At 38.3% G+C, this 13,547-nt stretch carries 15 protein-coding genes; 8 read left to right on the top strand and 7 right to left on the bottom strand.

Annotated features, from left to right (window positions below):
- Positions 1–35 precede the first annotated feature (35 nt).
- Positions 36–2,294 carry a TonB-dependent receptor gene (locus FZF08_RS24375; protein ID WP_159474874.1) on the top strand — a complete coding sequence of 753 codons (2,259 nt, stop codon included), beginning with the start codon at positions 36–38 and terminating at the stop codon, positions 2,292–2,294.
- Positions 2,295–2,334: 40 nt separating this feature from the next.
- Here the strand turns inward: FZF08_RS24375 and FZF08_RS32365 are convergent, their stop codons facing one another.
- Positions 2,335–2,469, bottom strand: a complete 135-nt coding sequence (locus tag FZF08_RS32365) for an ATP-binding protein (RefSeq protein WP_159474871.1) — start codon at positions 2,467–2,469, stop codon at positions 2,335–2,337.
- A 116-nt stretch (positions 2,470–2,585) separates the two neighbouring features.
- Here FZF08_RS32365 and FZF08_RS24365 point away from each other — a divergent pair, with 116 nt between their 5' ends.
- Both FZF08_RS24365 and FZF08_RS24360 read left to right on the top strand, forming a co-directional pair.
- Complete coding sequence (locus tag FZF08_RS24365; protein WP_159474868.1) at positions 2,586–3,260, top strand: VOC family protein; 675 nt, start codon at positions 2,586–2,588, stop codon at positions 3,258–3,260.
- An 89-nt stretch (positions 3,261–3,349) separates the two neighbouring features.
- The gene (locus FZF08_RS24360; RefSeq protein WP_159474865.1) at positions 3,350–3,703 is read left to right on the top strand and encodes a hypothetical protein; all 354 of its coding nucleotides are present in this window, start codon (positions 3,350–3,352) and stop codon (positions 3,701–3,703) included.
- Between the two features lie 59 nt (positions 3,704–3,762).
- Here FZF08_RS24360 and FZF08_RS24355 read toward each other — a convergent pair whose 3' ends face one another.
- Positions 3,763–4,377: a deoxynucleoside kinase gene (locus tag FZF08_RS24355; protein ID WP_159474862.1), complete on the bottom strand. Its 615-nt coding sequence runs from the start codon at positions 4,375–4,377 to the stop codon at positions 3,763–3,765.
- Between the two features lie 204 nt (positions 4,378–4,581).
- On the opposite strand from FZF08_RS24355, the gene FZF08_RS24350 reads away from it, so the two are divergent.
- The gene (locus FZF08_RS24350) at positions 4,582–5,565 is read left to right on the top strand and encodes a rhodanese-related sulfurtransferase (protein ID WP_159474859.1); all 984 of its coding nucleotides are present in this window, start codon (positions 4,582–4,584) and stop codon (positions 5,563–5,565) included.
- A gap of 3 nt (positions 5,566–5,568) precedes the next feature.
- On the opposite strand, the gene FZF08_RS24345 is transcribed toward FZF08_RS24350, so the two are convergent.
- On the bottom strand, positions 5,569–6,069 hold the full coding sequence (locus FZF08_RS24345) for a GNAT family N-acetyltransferase (protein ID WP_159474855.1): 501 nt from the start codon (positions 6,067–6,069) through the stop codon (positions 5,569–5,571).
- Between the two features lie 124 nt (positions 6,070–6,193).
- On the opposite strand from FZF08_RS24345, the gene surE reads away from it, so the two are divergent.
- Both surE and FZF08_RS24335 read left to right on the top strand, forming a co-directional pair.
- Positions 6,194–6,961 carry a 5'/3'-nucleotidase SurE gene (gene surE / locus FZF08_RS24340; protein ID WP_159474852.1) on the top strand — a complete coding sequence of 256 codons (768 nt, stop codon included), beginning with the start codon at positions 6,194–6,196 and terminating at the stop codon, positions 6,959–6,961.
- Between the two features lie 20 nt (positions 6,962–6,981).
- Positions 6,982–8,562, top strand: coding sequence for a GH3 auxin-responsive promoter family protein (locus tag FZF08_RS24335; protein WP_159474849.1), 1,581 nt, complete (start codon positions 6,982–6,984; stop codon positions 8,560–8,562).
- Positions 8,563–8,794: 232 nt separating this feature from the next.
- Here FZF08_RS24335 and FZF08_RS24330 read toward each other — a convergent pair whose 3' ends face one another.
- The gene (locus tag FZF08_RS24330) at positions 8,795–9,409 is read right to left on the bottom strand and encodes a LysE family translocator (RefSeq protein ID WP_159474846.1); all 615 of its coding nucleotides are present in this window, start codon (positions 9,407–9,409) and stop codon (positions 8,795–8,797) included.
- Between the two features lies 1 nt (position 9,410).
- On the bottom strand, positions 9,411–9,965 hold the full coding sequence (locus tag FZF08_RS24325) for an NUDIX hydrolase (RefSeq protein ID WP_159474843.1): 555 nt from the start codon (positions 9,963–9,965) through the stop codon (positions 9,411–9,413).
- Positions 9,966–10,003: 38 nt separating this feature from the next.
- On the opposite strand from FZF08_RS24325, the gene FZF08_RS24320 reads away from it, so the two are divergent.
- Positions 10,004–11,017: a cation diffusion facilitator family transporter gene (locus FZF08_RS24320; RefSeq protein WP_159474840.1), complete on the top strand. Its 1,014-nt coding sequence runs from the start codon at positions 10,004–10,006 to the stop codon at positions 11,015–11,017.
- Between the two features lie 36 nt (positions 11,018–11,053).
- Positions 11,054–11,983, top strand: a complete 930-nt coding sequence (locus FZF08_RS24315; protein ID WP_159474837.1) for a sugar phosphate isomerase/epimerase — start codon at positions 11,054–11,056, stop codon at positions 11,981–11,983.
- A gap of 169 nt (positions 11,984–12,152) precedes the next feature.
- On the opposite strand, the gene folE is transcribed toward FZF08_RS24315, so the two are convergent.
- Both folE and FZF08_RS24305 read right to left on the bottom strand, forming a co-directional pair.
- Positions 12,153–12,842 (bottom strand): GTP cyclohydrolase I FolE, encoded by a 690-nt coding sequence (gene folE, locus FZF08_RS24310; protein ID WP_159474834.1) that lies wholly within the window; start codon positions 12,840–12,842, stop codon positions 12,153–12,155.
- Positions 12,802–13,218 carry a 6-carboxytetrahydropterin synthase gene (locus tag FZF08_RS24305; RefSeq protein ID WP_159474831.1) on the bottom strand — a complete coding sequence of 139 codons (417 nt, stop codon included), beginning with the start codon at positions 13,216–13,218 and terminating at the stop codon, positions 12,802–12,804. Before FZF08_RS24305 ends, folE begins: the two co-directional genes overlap by 41 nt.
- Positions 13,219–13,547: the final 329 nt, after the last annotated feature.

The raw sequence follows: 13,547 nt of genomic DNA, 5'->3' as shown, positions 1-13,547 counted from the left end.
TGCCCCTCACCTAAAATTGCGTTAACTCAAAACTTATGAAAAAATATCTATTTTCTTTACTCTTTTTGCTGGTAAGTCTGAGTGCATTCGCGCACCTTGGAAATATTTCTGGTACTGTGTATGACATCACTACCAATCTTCCTTTGAAAGGCGTGAATGTGCAGCTTTCCAACCAGGGTAAAGTTTGCGTGACCAATGATTTGGGACAATACAAATTTGAAGATCTGGTGGCGTCAAAATACAAAATAGAACTTTCTCACGTAGGTTTCAGCTCTCAGATCATAGAAATAATAGTTGCCGATAACTTAACGTCATTTATCAAAACTTCACTTTCAAATACCAATATTGAGTTAAGTGAAGTGGTTATTTCTTCGGAACGCGCGCATGATCAACAGCTCATCAGCAGTATGGATATCAAGCTCAGGCCGATCACCAATTCGCAGGAAATCCTGAGGATGGTACCCGGACTTTTTATCGGACAACATGCTGGTGGCGGGAAGGCTGAACAAATTTTTCTTCGTGGTTTTGATCTTGATCATGGTACCGATATTCGCCTGACTGTCGATGGAATGCCTGTTAATATGGTTTCGCACGCACACGGACAAGGTTATGCGGATCTGCATTTTGTGATACCGGAACTTGTGAAAGGTGTCGATTTCAAAAAAGGACCATACAATGCTGAAAAAGGAAACTTCACAACCGCTGGCTGGGTGGATTTCAGAACAAAAGATGCTTTGGACCATTCCTTTGTTAAACTGGAAGCCGGACAATATGATTCTTACCGTGCCGTGGCGGGTATTGATCTGTTAGGCCAAAAAGGAAGGAATAAAAACCAGTCGGCCTACATTGCTTCCGAATATTCTTTCACAAACTCCTACTTCGATAATCCTCAGCATTTTAACCGACTGAATATCGTCGGGAAATACCACGGACATATTGGAGCCAATACAAATCTGACGCTGACAGGGTCAACCTTTTACAGCAAATGGAACCATTCCGGACAAATTCCAGATCGCGCCTACGAATCAGGGCTTATTGGTTTTTATGGTTCCATCGATCCTTCAGAAGGTGGCGAAACCAGCCGTACCAATTTCAATGCCCAATTTGTAACCGTTACTCCCAGGAATTTCGTCATCAAAAATCAGGTTTTTTACAGCAATTATAATTTTGAATTATATTCCAATTTTACATTTTTCTTACAGGATTCTATCAACGGTGACCAGATCCGTCAAAAGGAAAAACGTAATTTGTATGGATATAATGGAAGTATTTCAAAGGAAACCTATGTCGGAAAAACCAGGTTTACAACAACAGTCGGCGCGCAGTTCCGTCATGATTTAACAAACAAAACAGAATTATCTCATACAAAAGACAGATCTGTAACGCTTGAAAGATATCAGCTGGGCGATGTGAATGAACTAAATGCTGGTATTTATGCAGATGAATTAGTGCAGGTAACAGACCAATTCACGATCAATGCCGGAGTCCGAATTGATTATTTCCACAACCAGTATAAAGATTTGCTTGCACAGCCCGTCAACACAAAACATGCAAGTGATGCCATTGTTTCTCCAAAACTGAATTTTTATTACACCTTTAACCCACGTTTGCAGCTCTATCTCAATTCGGGAAAAGGATTTCATTCCAATGATACCCGTGTAGTGGTTCCACAGGGTGGAAAGCAGATTTTACCTGCTGCTTATGGATCGGATCTTGGAATTATTTTGAAGCCATTTCCAAAAATGCTTATCAATGCAGCGGCCTGGTATTTGTGGCTTCAACAGGAGTTTGTATACGTTGGTGACGCAGGCGTCATTGAACCGAGCGGAAAGTCAAAAAGAAAGGGAATTGATGTATCCATCCGATATCAGCTGACCGATATTTTGTATGCTGATGTGGATGTGAGTTCTGCCAAACCACGGGCAATCGGTGAAGCTACTGGCATGAATTATTTGCCTCTCGCACCTCTTTTCTCTTCAACAGGAGGATTGTCATTACAAATGAAAAATGGACTTAATGGATCATTGCGATATCGTTATATGGCAAACAGGGCTGCGAATGAAGACAATTCTATTGTAGCCAAAGGATATGTTGTCGGAGATTTACAATTGAATTATACCAAACCCAAATATAACATTGGGCTATCCATTCAAAACATTTTAAATACAAAATGGAAAGAAACGCAGTTTGCAACCGAAAGCAGATTGAAAAATGAAACAACACCTGTTGAAGAAATTCATTTTACACCAGGAACACCGTTTTTCGCCAGATTGAGCTGGACGATTTTTTTCTAATTTTTGAACAATGTCATCTTTTGAAAATCAGGGGAATATCCTAACCTCTGGAAACTGGTAGTACAATCCTAAAACGCGTACCCTTTCCTGAATCCGATTGTGCCATTATAATTCCATTATGATTACGGATTATTTTACGACAATAAGACAAACCAGTACCACGGCCTTTTGGCATTTTGTCATCAGGCAATTTTGAGTAAACTTGTCGAAATATTTAGGAACTATATTCCTTTACAGTTTCTTTTAAATAGTAAGAGCCTTTGCTCGAAATTATTTAAATTCAGTACTGTAATGAAAATAAAGGAATTACATCTGCTCACTAACAATCTGGATAGAACTGAGACTTTTTACAACGCCTTTTTAGGAAGAGCTGTAAGTCGAAAAATGGAAAATGAGCTTTCATTTTTCATCGGAACTACCCATTTAAAATTTATCCTTTCCCAGATTCCTGAACCTGTATATCATCTGGCCTTTGATATCCCAAATAATAAACTCGAAGAAGCAATAGAATGGCTTTCTACCAAAGTTCCGGTAACGGCTGAAAGTAACATTGCAGATATAAAATTATGGAATGCAAAATCGATTTACTTCTATGACAACAATGGAAACTTACTCGAATTAATTTGCCGTTTTGATCTTGACAATAAGTCTGAGAAAACATTTGATTCCTCATCCATTATTTCTGTCAGTGAAATAGGAATTGTAACGGATGACGTTCCGGCGCTTACAAACACAATTTCAGGAAAACATAAGCTGTCCATATTTCACAAACAACCTGCTCAGGAAAATTTCACCGCTGTAGGGAATGAAGAAGGACTGCTTATCCTTGTGAATGAAAACAGAAACTGGTTTCCTACGAATCAAAAAGCGCAAAGTTTCTGGTCGAGAATATTTATTGAATCAGCTATGGGTGAAGTGGGTGAAATTATAACCGAATCAGGCCCATCAAAAATTGCGATTTCATAATAAGGAACATCCAAATAATAAATTATCAGGGATAATAAAATTGTAACGAAACGGCAAAACCGTACTTTGCGGTAAAATTAAGAAGAATAATGACAAACGACAACGCTTACAACGACGCCTACGACTACGAAACATTTATCCGCCGGGCTTTCAAAAATGTAACTTCGGAAGGAAAAAATGGCGAACACGGCATTCAGATGGCCAATTTGATCGATATTGAAGAAGGGAAAGATTTGAGCAAACTGGTTTCTTCAAACGTAAAACAACTCGATAAAGTAAAAGGCTACATAGCAAAAGCTATCAGTAAATTCCTTAAAATGAGTCTTGACAAAAAAGAGAAGTTTGAATTTTTATCCATGAAATCTGATCTGGAAAAAGCAACTTCTTCAAAAGATCTGATCGCTATTGTAGCAAGAGGATTAGTAATAACCGACCGCTTTTAAGATCAAATGCTAACAGGAAGAATCAAAAATGAGTCAAATCCTGTTAGCTCTTAAAGTTTTTAAACATAGAATAATTCCTTGTTCAATGCTGAAATAATGGTGTTGAAATCCTCAGGATTAGAAGCAAAATTCATATTATTTACGTCAATGGTGAGTAACCGCCCGTGGTCATAATTTTGACTGAAATCTTCATAATACCGGTTCAGATTCGTCAGGTATTCTTCTGAAATATCTGCTTCAAATTCCCGTCCTCTTTTTTTTATCTGCGAAATGAGCTTTGGAATATCCGCTTTGAGATATATTAACAGATCCGGTTGGGAAACTGTCTTCATGATCGATTCAAATAATAATAAATAACTTTTATAATCACGTTCCGTCATAATTTTCGAGTCATACAAATTACGTGCAAAAACAAAAGCATCTTCATAAATCGTCCTGTCCTGAATGATTGTGGCATAGGTTGTAGACCGAATCGTCTGAACCTGAGCAAAGCGGTTGTTAAGGAAAAATATTTGCAGATTAAACGCCCATCTTTCCATATCTTCATAAAAATCAGCAAGATAAGGATTCCCTTCAACGGCTTCATACATAACTTCCCAGCCATAATGTTCTCCTAACATCTGTGTCAGCGTTGTTTTTCCTGCGCCGATATTCCCGATTATCGCAATGTGCATTGAATTAAGATTTTAATAAGTAATGAATAAGTGGTGCAACAAGTGGCACAAAAATATGGATTTGAACGTTAAATGAAAGGCTGACGAAAGTTAGTTTTTTACGTTTCGGATAAAGTTGGGATATTCGTATATTTGCAGTCGATTTTAAGGGTTACCGTTTTTATCAACCGCTGCTTTCCCGTTCAGTCTTTGAAAATTAGATTAATGAAGCCTTTTCAAGTAATACTCTATTATTATTATGCTCCCATCGAAAATACGGAAACGTATCGCGATGAGCACCATTTATTTTGTGTTGAAAACAATCTTCTCGGAAGAATTATCATTGCCCCGGAAGGCCTGAACGGAACAGTTTCAGGAACGCCTGAAGACTGTGAAGCATACATGAACTATGTCCGTTCGGACGAAAGATTTAAGGACGTCCAGTTCAAGGTAGATGATCATGATGAAATTGCTTTTCAGAAGTTGCATGTACGTGTAAAGGACGAGATCGTCAATTCTGATCTGGGTGTGAATCCACTTTTACGCACGGGAAAACACCTGGAACCTTCTGAATTGAAATCCATGATGCAGGATCCTGACGTGGTTCTGGTCGATATGCGATCTGATTATGAACATGAAGTAGGCAAATTCAAAGGAGCAATCACTTTTGATATGCATAATTTGCGTGAATTGCCAGATCATATTCATGAAATTGAGCATTTAAAAAATAAAAAAATTGTCACTTATTGCACGGGAGGTATCAAGTGTGAAAAAGCAAGTGCCTATCTTCTTGACAAAGGATTTACAGACGTTTACCAGCTTCACGGTGGAATAATCCGTTATGGACTGGAAGAAGGCGGTGAAGATTTTGACGGCAAATGTTATGTTTTTGACAACCGGATTACCGTTGACGTAAATCAGGTGAACCCGACCGTTATTTCAAAATGCCACATTTGTAACGATCCATGCGACCGGATGATTAACTGCGCAAATGCGGAATGCAACACGCATGTGCCCGTTTGCCACAAATGTGGTGAGGATATGGAAGGAGCATGTTCAGCAGAATGTAAGGCACATCCGAATAAAAGAATTTACGACGGAACCGGTTATTATGTTAGCAATAGTAACCACTATAATCCGCTGCAAGGCATGAAAAGCCTGAAAAAGACTCTCAAAAAATTAAAGCTTGCAGCCAAAGAGGAAGCCTGATCGTTATTGTTCCAATTGTTTCTCCATGATGAAATCGTTCATCCAGTAAGGACCGATTGGAACATCAACTTCTTTTGTCACCTGAAAATTCATCCGCTCATAAAATGACCTGGCTTTGTTGTATCGGTTCACATTCAACGCAAGTTTTTTTCCACCCAGTGATCTGACATAATTTTCTACTTCCGTCAGCAAAAATTTCCCCGCTCCTGTTCCCTGAGTTGTTGGAAGTACATAAATCTTGTGTAACTTGAAATATCCGGGTTCTTCCTCAGATATTGCGGCAAAACCTTCCGGAGTTTCTGTATTGAACAATAGTAAAAATTGTTGTTTGCCTTCTGTCATTTGAATTTCCAGCGCATTTTTAGAATATATTTTTTCAAACATATAATCTATTTGCTCTTTGGTAAGGATTTCACGGTAAGTCGGTTCCCACGTTTTTTCCTGAATCCGGATCACGACGGGTATGTCGGCAAGGGTAGCATGCTTTATTGAGAATGAAGGCATATTCCTTAAATTTGATTTTTTAAAGTAAAGTTGAATCCTGCTGGCCGTAAAACTAATTAATTTTCGTGTACAAAATTCTTCGAATTTCGGCGGATATAAAGTTGAGTAAATTTTGAATTAATATATGAAACCACTTATTTTAGTTACAAATGATGATGGAATAACATCGTTAGGAATTCGCACATTGGTTGATATCATGAAAACCATTGGCGATGTTATCGTTGTAGCACCGAATAGCCCGCAATCCGGAATGGGTCACGCCATCACAATTGGCGAACCGTTAAGATTATATGAAACGCATATTTTTCAAGATGTTGTAGAATACGAATGCTCGGGAACACCGGCAGATTGTGTCAAACTGGCGAAAAACTATGTTTTACAAGACAGAAAACCTGATTTGGTCGTAAGCGGAATCAATCATGGAAGTAACAGTTCTATCAGTGTACTTTACTCCGGAACGATGTCAGCAGCCATTGAAGGGGCTATTGAAGGCATTCCGGCAATCGGCTTTTCATTATGCGATTACAAGGAAGATGCCGATTTCAGTCATGGTATACCTTTCATAAAATCGATTACAGAATCGGCCTTAAAACATGGTATACCAAAGGGCATAGCCCTGAACGTTAATATTCCTGAGAAGTCGGATGAACCTCTTAAAGGTGTGAAAGTTTGCCGCCAGGCCCATGCCAAATGGCAGGAAAAATTTGACCATCGCGTTGATCCAAACGGTCGGGGTTATCTTTGGATGGCAGGCAAGTTTGTCAACTTTGATACAGAAAAAGAAGATACAGATGTTTGGGCATTGGATAATAATTACATTTCCGTTGTACCTTGTCAATATGATTTAACAGAGTATAAAGCTTTGAAAGAGCTTGAAACCTGGAATTTATAACCCACGTTAGAAAATCAGCTATGGCCATAGTAGGAAGTTTGCTTAAAAGAGGAATCCGGTTGAGTAACATCGTTGCTAACAGGAAGAAGGCAACCATTCATCAGCAGCAGAAAAAGACATTAGCAAAACTTTTGGCGAAGGCCAGGTATACCGAGTTTGGAGAAAAATACAATTTTGATGAATTGTTATCGTCCATCCTTTTTGGCAATAAAGGTGCGTTTTATGAACAGTATAAAAAATCAGTTCCGGTTTATGATTACAACGCCATTTTTAAAGAATGGTGGCATCGTTCCCTGGATGGCGAAAAAGATATTTGCTGGCCGGGAAGCATTAAATATTATGCTTTAAGCTCAGGAACTTCGGAAGCTGCGACCAAGCACATTCCGGTAACGAAGGCCATGTCAAAGGCTATCCAGAAAACCAGCATTCGACAAATATTATCGCTTGGAAGCTATAAGGATCTTCCGGATGATTTATATGAAAAAGGATTTCTGATGTTGGGAGGAAGTACAAACCTTAACAATCAGGATTCTCACTACGAAGGTGATTTGAGTGGTATAACAGCCAGTCAGATTCCTGCCTGGTTTCGCCCATACTACAAACCGGGAGAAAAAATTGCTTCTGAAAAGGACTGGGGATTAAAACTGGAAGAAATTACGCTGAAAGCCCATGAATGGGACATTGGTTTTATTGTAGGCGTACCGGCATGGATACAGCTTTTAATGGAAAAAATCATTTCGCATTATAAAGTAAAAACAATCCACGACATATGGCCCAATCTTCAGGTATTCGCACACGGCGGAGTTTCATTTGAACCTTATCGTAAAGGTTTTGAAAAATTGCTGGCCAGACCGCTCATTTATATCAATACTTACCTGGCCTCTGAGGGCTTCATTGCTTATCAAAATCGTCCGGGTGCAGCGGGAATGGCCTTGGTTCTTGACAATGGGATTTTCTTCGAATTTGTCCCTTTTAATGAAAAGAATTTTGATTCGGAAGGTACAATAGTTGCTTCTCCGGAAACACTGATGGTAGATCAGGTTGAAGAAGGAAAAGAATATGCACTTTTGATTTCAACCTGCTCAGGCGCATGGCGTTATCTGATTGGTGATACCGTTAAATTTGTAGATAAAGCAAAGGCGGAAATCGTAATTACCGGTCGCACAAAACATTATCTAAGTTTGTGCGGAGAACATCTTTCGGTTGACAATATGAACAAAGCCGTTGATTTAATTTCTGACGAATTAGGCTTGACAGTTAAAGAATTTACGGTTTGCGGCGTTGAGCACGATTCACTTTTCGCGCATCACTGGTATATTGGCGTAGATGAAAGTAATGTTGATCCTGAGATTTTGAAAACCAAAATTGATGCAAAACTTTGTGAATTGAACGACGATTACGCAGTGGAACGCAAACATGCGTTGAAAGACGTTTTCGTAACCGTGTTGCCCAATAAGGCTTTTTATGGCTGGCTGGAGTCAAAAGGAAAAATGGGTGGACAAAATAAATTCCCACGCGTTCTGAAAAACTTTTTGATCGAAGATTGGAAAGAATATTTGAAAAACAATGGATATGTTGTGGATGAGGTATTTTCTAAATAGTTCCCGTGGATTTAAATTCACGGCTACAATGTAGGTCATGCCTATGGCATTGTAAGCTATAAATGATTTAAAGAAAATTTCAGATTCATAGTGCCTTAGGCACGACCGACTTTGTAGCCATGGGATTTATCCCATGGAAAACGCATTTGCGATCCATCACAAGTTTCATGAAAGTATAAAAAAGAGTCAGAATCTAAATTCTGGCCCTTTTTTATTTCAAAATTTCATTTTCCTATTTCAAAAAATTGCTATAAGCAATCTGACACGCAATCAAAATAAAGACAACACCTGTCACCTTGTTAAAAATCAAAACAACTTTCGGAGTAAAAACTTTTTTCAGTTTATCTGCAAAAACGGCTATCGAACTTTCTACAAGAAAAACAGCGATTATACTTGCCGTGAAGAATAATAAAACCTGGTGGAAATTATAATGTAAAGTGGATCGTATGTAAGACGCGATCGTTACCCAACTAATAAAATTTACCGGATTCAAAGCATTTAGAAAAAATCCGGTTGTAAAATAATATAACAAATTACCAAATCTGGTTTTTGGATAAGCAACCTTTGGCTGCCCTTTTACAAGATTTGAAACACCCAAAACCAACAAAAAAAGAACACCGGCACCAGCCATGTACTTTTGAAAATTATGGATATCAGGCAATAAGCCAGTTCCAAAAATCGCAAAAAAGACGAAAATAGCATCTGAAATAAAAACACCAAAAGCTATCTTAATTCCTGTTCTATAACCATTATCGACACTATTTTGAATCAAAGAGAAAAATACCGTCCCAAAAGTGAGGCACAAACCTATACCCGTCAGGATACCATAAAACAAAGCTTCAATCATATTAAATACCTTTCAGTCTGGCGGCCATTAAAATTCCGGCAATTGAAATGGAATCCGTAATTTCTGATCGCATCACCATTTCCACCGCCTCCGACAAATGAATCTTTTTCACCTGCAATTCTTCTGTTTCTTCAGGTTCTGCTTCACTTTGGCTCAAACCTTCCGCCAGAAAAAGAAATCCTTCCTCATCAGTTGCAGAATTTGAGGTGTGAATTCTTGATAATTGAGTCCAGTTGCTGGCCAATAAACCGGTTTCTTCTTTTAATTCTCTTTTGGCTGCGTCAAGCATGTCTTCATCAAAAGGTCCGCCGCCTTCTGGAATTTCCCAGGAATATTCATTTAAAGCATATCGAAACTGACCAACAAGGTAAATATTTCCGTTCTCATCAATAGGAATAATGCCAAGTGCCTTATTTTTAAATTTTACGACACCATATATTCCATCTTTTCCGGCAGGGTTAATCACTTCACGGTGACTGATTTCCAGCCACGCATTCTCATACACTGTCTTGGAAGAAAGCGTCTTCCAATTATTTTCTGTGTTTATTCCCGGCATTTTCTTAGTATTTTTGGTCTCTGAAATATTAATCTCTGATGCAAATAAACCAAAATAAGCGTAAACAACGTCTCATCCTGCTCTCTTTTGTAGCGAGTATTTTCCTGACGGGATTAAAATTTTTCGCATATTACCTGACAGATTCCAACGCAATCCTGAGCGATGCGCTTGAATCCATCATCAATGTTATTGCGAGCGGATTTGCATTTTACAGCATTTATCTTTCGGCGCAGCCAAAGGATAGAAACCACCCTTACGGTCATGGCAAAATCGAATTTTTCTCTGCCGGCTTTGAGGGCGCTTTAATCGTTATCGCATCGTTATTTATCATTATTGAAGCGGTAAAAAGAATAATGGAACCGGCGCCTATCCAAAATCTGGCGCAAGGAGCCGTGTTTATTGTAATAACGATCATCGTTAACATGCTGATCGGATATAAACTTGTTGAAGAAGGAAAAAAAGCCAATTCACTTGCACTGACCGCTGATGGACGACATCTGTTATCCGATAGCGTCAGTAGTGTAGTTCTAATTGTAAGTGTTGGGTTAATTTTGCTGACAGGGCAAGTGTGGATCGACAGCGCGGCTTCGTTATTGTTCGGATTGTTTTTAGCTTACAACGGCTTTCAGCTTGTTAGTAAATCCGTTGCCGGATTAATGGATGCAACGGATGAAAGTTTGCTTGACAAAATCGTGCAATCAATTTCTGAAAATAAAAAAGATCACTGGGTTGATGTACATAATTTGCGTGTTCAGCAGTACGGTTCTGATTTGCATATTGATTGCCATCTTACATTGCCTTATTATTGGGAATTACAAAAAGCACATGAGGCAATTCATGAATTTGAAAATATCTTAAAAGAAAATCATACAGGTGAGACCGAGATTTTTGTCCATGCTGACCCATGTCTTCCAAAATGCTGTTACTTCTGCAAAATGAAAGTTTGTCCTGTCCGACAATATGATTTTGTAAAAGACATTGATTGGGATGCTGCAAATCTTGTCAAAAACCAAAAGCTTTATGAAGATGCCAGCCTTAAACTGAATGTATAATTTTTCTATATCTTAAATCTAAATTCTAACCAGGAAATGACTTTTTCAAGACGTGATTTTTTAAAGAGAGCAGGCGCAACTGCGCTGATGGCTACTACCCTGACAGACCTTTTGGCGGAATCCGCCGCTAAAAAAATGTTCTTTGACATTTCACTAGCGGAATGGTCACTTCACAAGGAATTATTTGCCAAGAAAATCACGAATATGGATTTTCCTGAATTGGCAAAAAAAGAATTTGGAATTTCAATCGTTGAGTATGTCAATCAATTTTTCAAAGACAAAGCAGAAGACAAAACATACCTGAACGAACTGTTACAGAGATGTAAGGACAACGGTATCACCAACAACCTTATCATGATAGATGGTGAAGGCGGACTTGGAGAATTGGATGCGGCTGTAAGAAACAAAGCGGTAGAAAACCATTACAAATGGGTTGAATGCGCAAAATATCTGGGTTGCAAAACCATTCGTGTGAACGCATTTGGAAAAGGAACCAATGAAGAAATCGCAAAAGCGGCTGTGGAAGGACTCGGTAAACTTGGAGAATTTGCGAAGAAAACAGGAATCAATGTAATCGTTGAAAACCATGGTGGTTCATCTTCGAACGGCCAGTGGTTGTCTGGTGTAATGAAACAGGTGAATATGAAAAATGTAGGAACTTTGCCTGATTTCGGTAATTTCTGCATCAAAAGAAAAGCTGGAAGTTTTGAATGTGAGGAATCATACGACCGCTATCAGGGCACAAAAGAACTTATGCCTTTTGCAAAAGGTGTGAGTGCAAAAACATATGATTTTGATGAAAAAGGAAACTGTATTGAAACAGATTATACCAAAATCCTTAAAATCGTAAAAGACAGCGGATTTAAAGGTATTGCCGGTATCGAATACGAAGGAAGCAAACTTTCTGAACGCGATGGAATTAAAGCAACCAAGGCTCTTTTGGAAAGAGTTGGACCAACTATTTAATTGTTAATGGTTAATGATAATAGCCTGACTCATCTCACTAGATGGATCAGGCTATTATTTTAGAGCGAATATGTTTCTTACTTATAATCTAAATTTAAAGGAAAGCGGACCTGTACCAATTAAATCAACATGCCGCATTAACAATTTACCATTAATAATTAACCATTAATTACATTCCTAAGTAAGCCAGGAATTCCTTTCTAGTAGCTTCCTGTTCAAACTTTCCACCATAATATGATGTAACCGTAGAGCTTCCTGCATCACGAACGCCTCTAGACTGTACGCACATGTGTTTCGCGTCAATGACAACAGCTACATCTTCCGTTTGTAAAGCTTGTTTCAACTCATTTGCTATCTGAACAGTCAATCTTTCCTGAACCTGTGGACGTTTTGAAAAATATTCCACAATCCGGTTTAGTTTTGATAAACCAATTACTTTTCCACTTGAAATATAGGCAATATGCGCTTTCCCGTAAATTGGAACAAAATGATGTTCACAATTGGAAAAAACAGAAATATCTTTTTCAACAAGCATTTGGTCATACTTGTACTTATTATCAAACAAAGCAACTTTCGGCTTGTTCTTAGGATCCAGACCGCTGAAAACTTCTTTGATATACATCTTTGCAACACGCTTTGGCGTTCCTTTCAAACTATCGTCTGTCAGATCCAAGCCCATAATTTCCATGATGTGGCGAAAATGTTTTTCGATCAGTTCAATCTTCACATCATCCTCCAATGCAAAAGCATCTGGACGCATGGGCGTTTCAATAGAAGAAAAAAGATGCTCATCACCAATTTCCTCAACATCATAATTGTTAATCGACTGGGTATTCAACAAAGTTTCGTTCTGTTTCATATAATCTAATTTTCAGAGCAAGCTCTGCATCAATTTTTGATCTGAGAATATTGTAAATAACGACCGCAATATTCTCTGCGGTTGGATTTAAATTCCTGAATTCTTCGACATCAAGGTTAAGGTTTTTATGATCAAAACGGTCAAGCACATTATCTTTTACAATAGCGCTCAGTACCTTCACATCAATCACAAACCCGGTTTCCTTATTCAATTCACCTATTACCTGAATGATAAGTTCGTAATTATGACCATGATAATTCGGGTTATTACACTTACCAAAAATCTCCTCATTCTTCGAATCCGACCATGCAGGATTATGAAGTCGATGAGCTGCATTGAAGTGTTCTTTACGAAACACAGCCACTTTGTGAGCCATATTATTAGATAATATTAAAAAATGCCTTAAATGTCGTAACAAAGTATGTGTCAAACACACTTAAAGCCGTAGGGCTGGATCGTCTCTGCCCATCGGAGTATACTTTTCACTGTCAACACGATATTAATTTAAATTGTTCATATTTGATTATTATAATTGATAAAGATCCTCAACGTAGCTCGGTTTGAAATAATTTTTAATTAATAGACAATATCACGAATGATTTATTATTGGCTTTCTGAATTTATTTCTAAGGTTGTGCAATCCAACAGCCAACATCATGATTAAGTGTCTGGCTTTGGAACACTTTAACCGTACCTTATTTCTGA

It is taken from the genome of Dyadobacter sp. 3J3 (assembly GCF_009801115.1).
Classification (GTDB): domain Bacteria; phylum Bacteroidota; class Bacteroidia; order Cytophagales; family Spirosomataceae; genus Dyadobacter.
This window is presented reverse-complemented; position numbering and strand designations above follow the sequence as displayed.

Coding starts and splice junctions, on each gene's coding strand:
- FZF08_RS24375 (WP_159474874.1), top strand. CDS start 36: ATGAAAAAATATCTATTTTCTTTACTCTTTTTGCTGGTAAGTCTGAGT.
- FZF08_RS32365 (WP_159474871.1), bottom strand. CDS start 2,469: ATGCCAAAAGGCCGTGGTACTGGTTTGTCTTATTGTCGTAAAATAATC.
- FZF08_RS24365 (WP_159474868.1), top strand. CDS start 2,586: ATGAAAATAAAGGAATTACATCTGCTCACTAACAATCTGGATAGAACT.
- FZF08_RS24360 (WP_159474865.1), top strand. CDS start 3,350: ATGACAAACGACAACGCTTACAACGACGCCTACGACTACGAAACATTT.
- FZF08_RS24355 (WP_159474862.1), bottom strand. CDS start 4,377: ATGCACATTGCGATAATCGGGAATATCGGCGCAGGAAAAACAACGCTG.
- FZF08_RS24350 (WP_159474859.1), top strand. CDS start 4,582: ATGAAGCCTTTTCAAGTAATACTCTATTATTATTATGCTCCCATCGAA.
- FZF08_RS24345 (WP_159474855.1), bottom strand. CDS start 6,069: ATGCCTTCATTCTCAATAAAGCATGCTACCCTTGCCGACATACCCGTC.
- surE (WP_159474852.1), top strand. CDS start 6,194: ATGAAACCACTTATTTTAGTTACAAATGATGATGGAATAACATCGTTA.
- FZF08_RS24335 (WP_159474849.1), top strand. CDS start 6,982: ATGGCCATAGTAGGAAGTTTGCTTAAAAGAGGAATCCGGTTGAGTAAC.
- FZF08_RS24330 (WP_159474846.1), bottom strand. CDS start 9,409: ATGATTGAAGCTTTGTTTTATGGTATCCTGACGGGTATAGGTTTGTGC.
- FZF08_RS24325 (WP_159474843.1), bottom strand. CDS start 9,965: ATGCCGGGAATAAACACAGAAAATAATTGGAAGACGCTTTCTTCCAAG.
- FZF08_RS24320 (WP_159474840.1), top strand. CDS start 10,004: ATGCAAATAAACCAAAATAAGCGTAAACAACGTCTCATCCTGCTCTCT.
- FZF08_RS24315 (WP_159474837.1), top strand. CDS start 11,054: ATGACTTTTTCAAGACGTGATTTTTTAAAGAGAGCAGGCGCAACTGCG.
- folE (WP_159474834.1), bottom strand. CDS start 12,842: ATGAAACAGAACGAAACTTTGTTGAATACCCAGTCGATTAACAATTAT.
- FZF08_RS24305 (WP_159474831.1), bottom strand. CDS start 13,218: ATGGCTCACAAAGTGGCTGTGTTTCGTAAAGAACACTTCAATGCAGCT.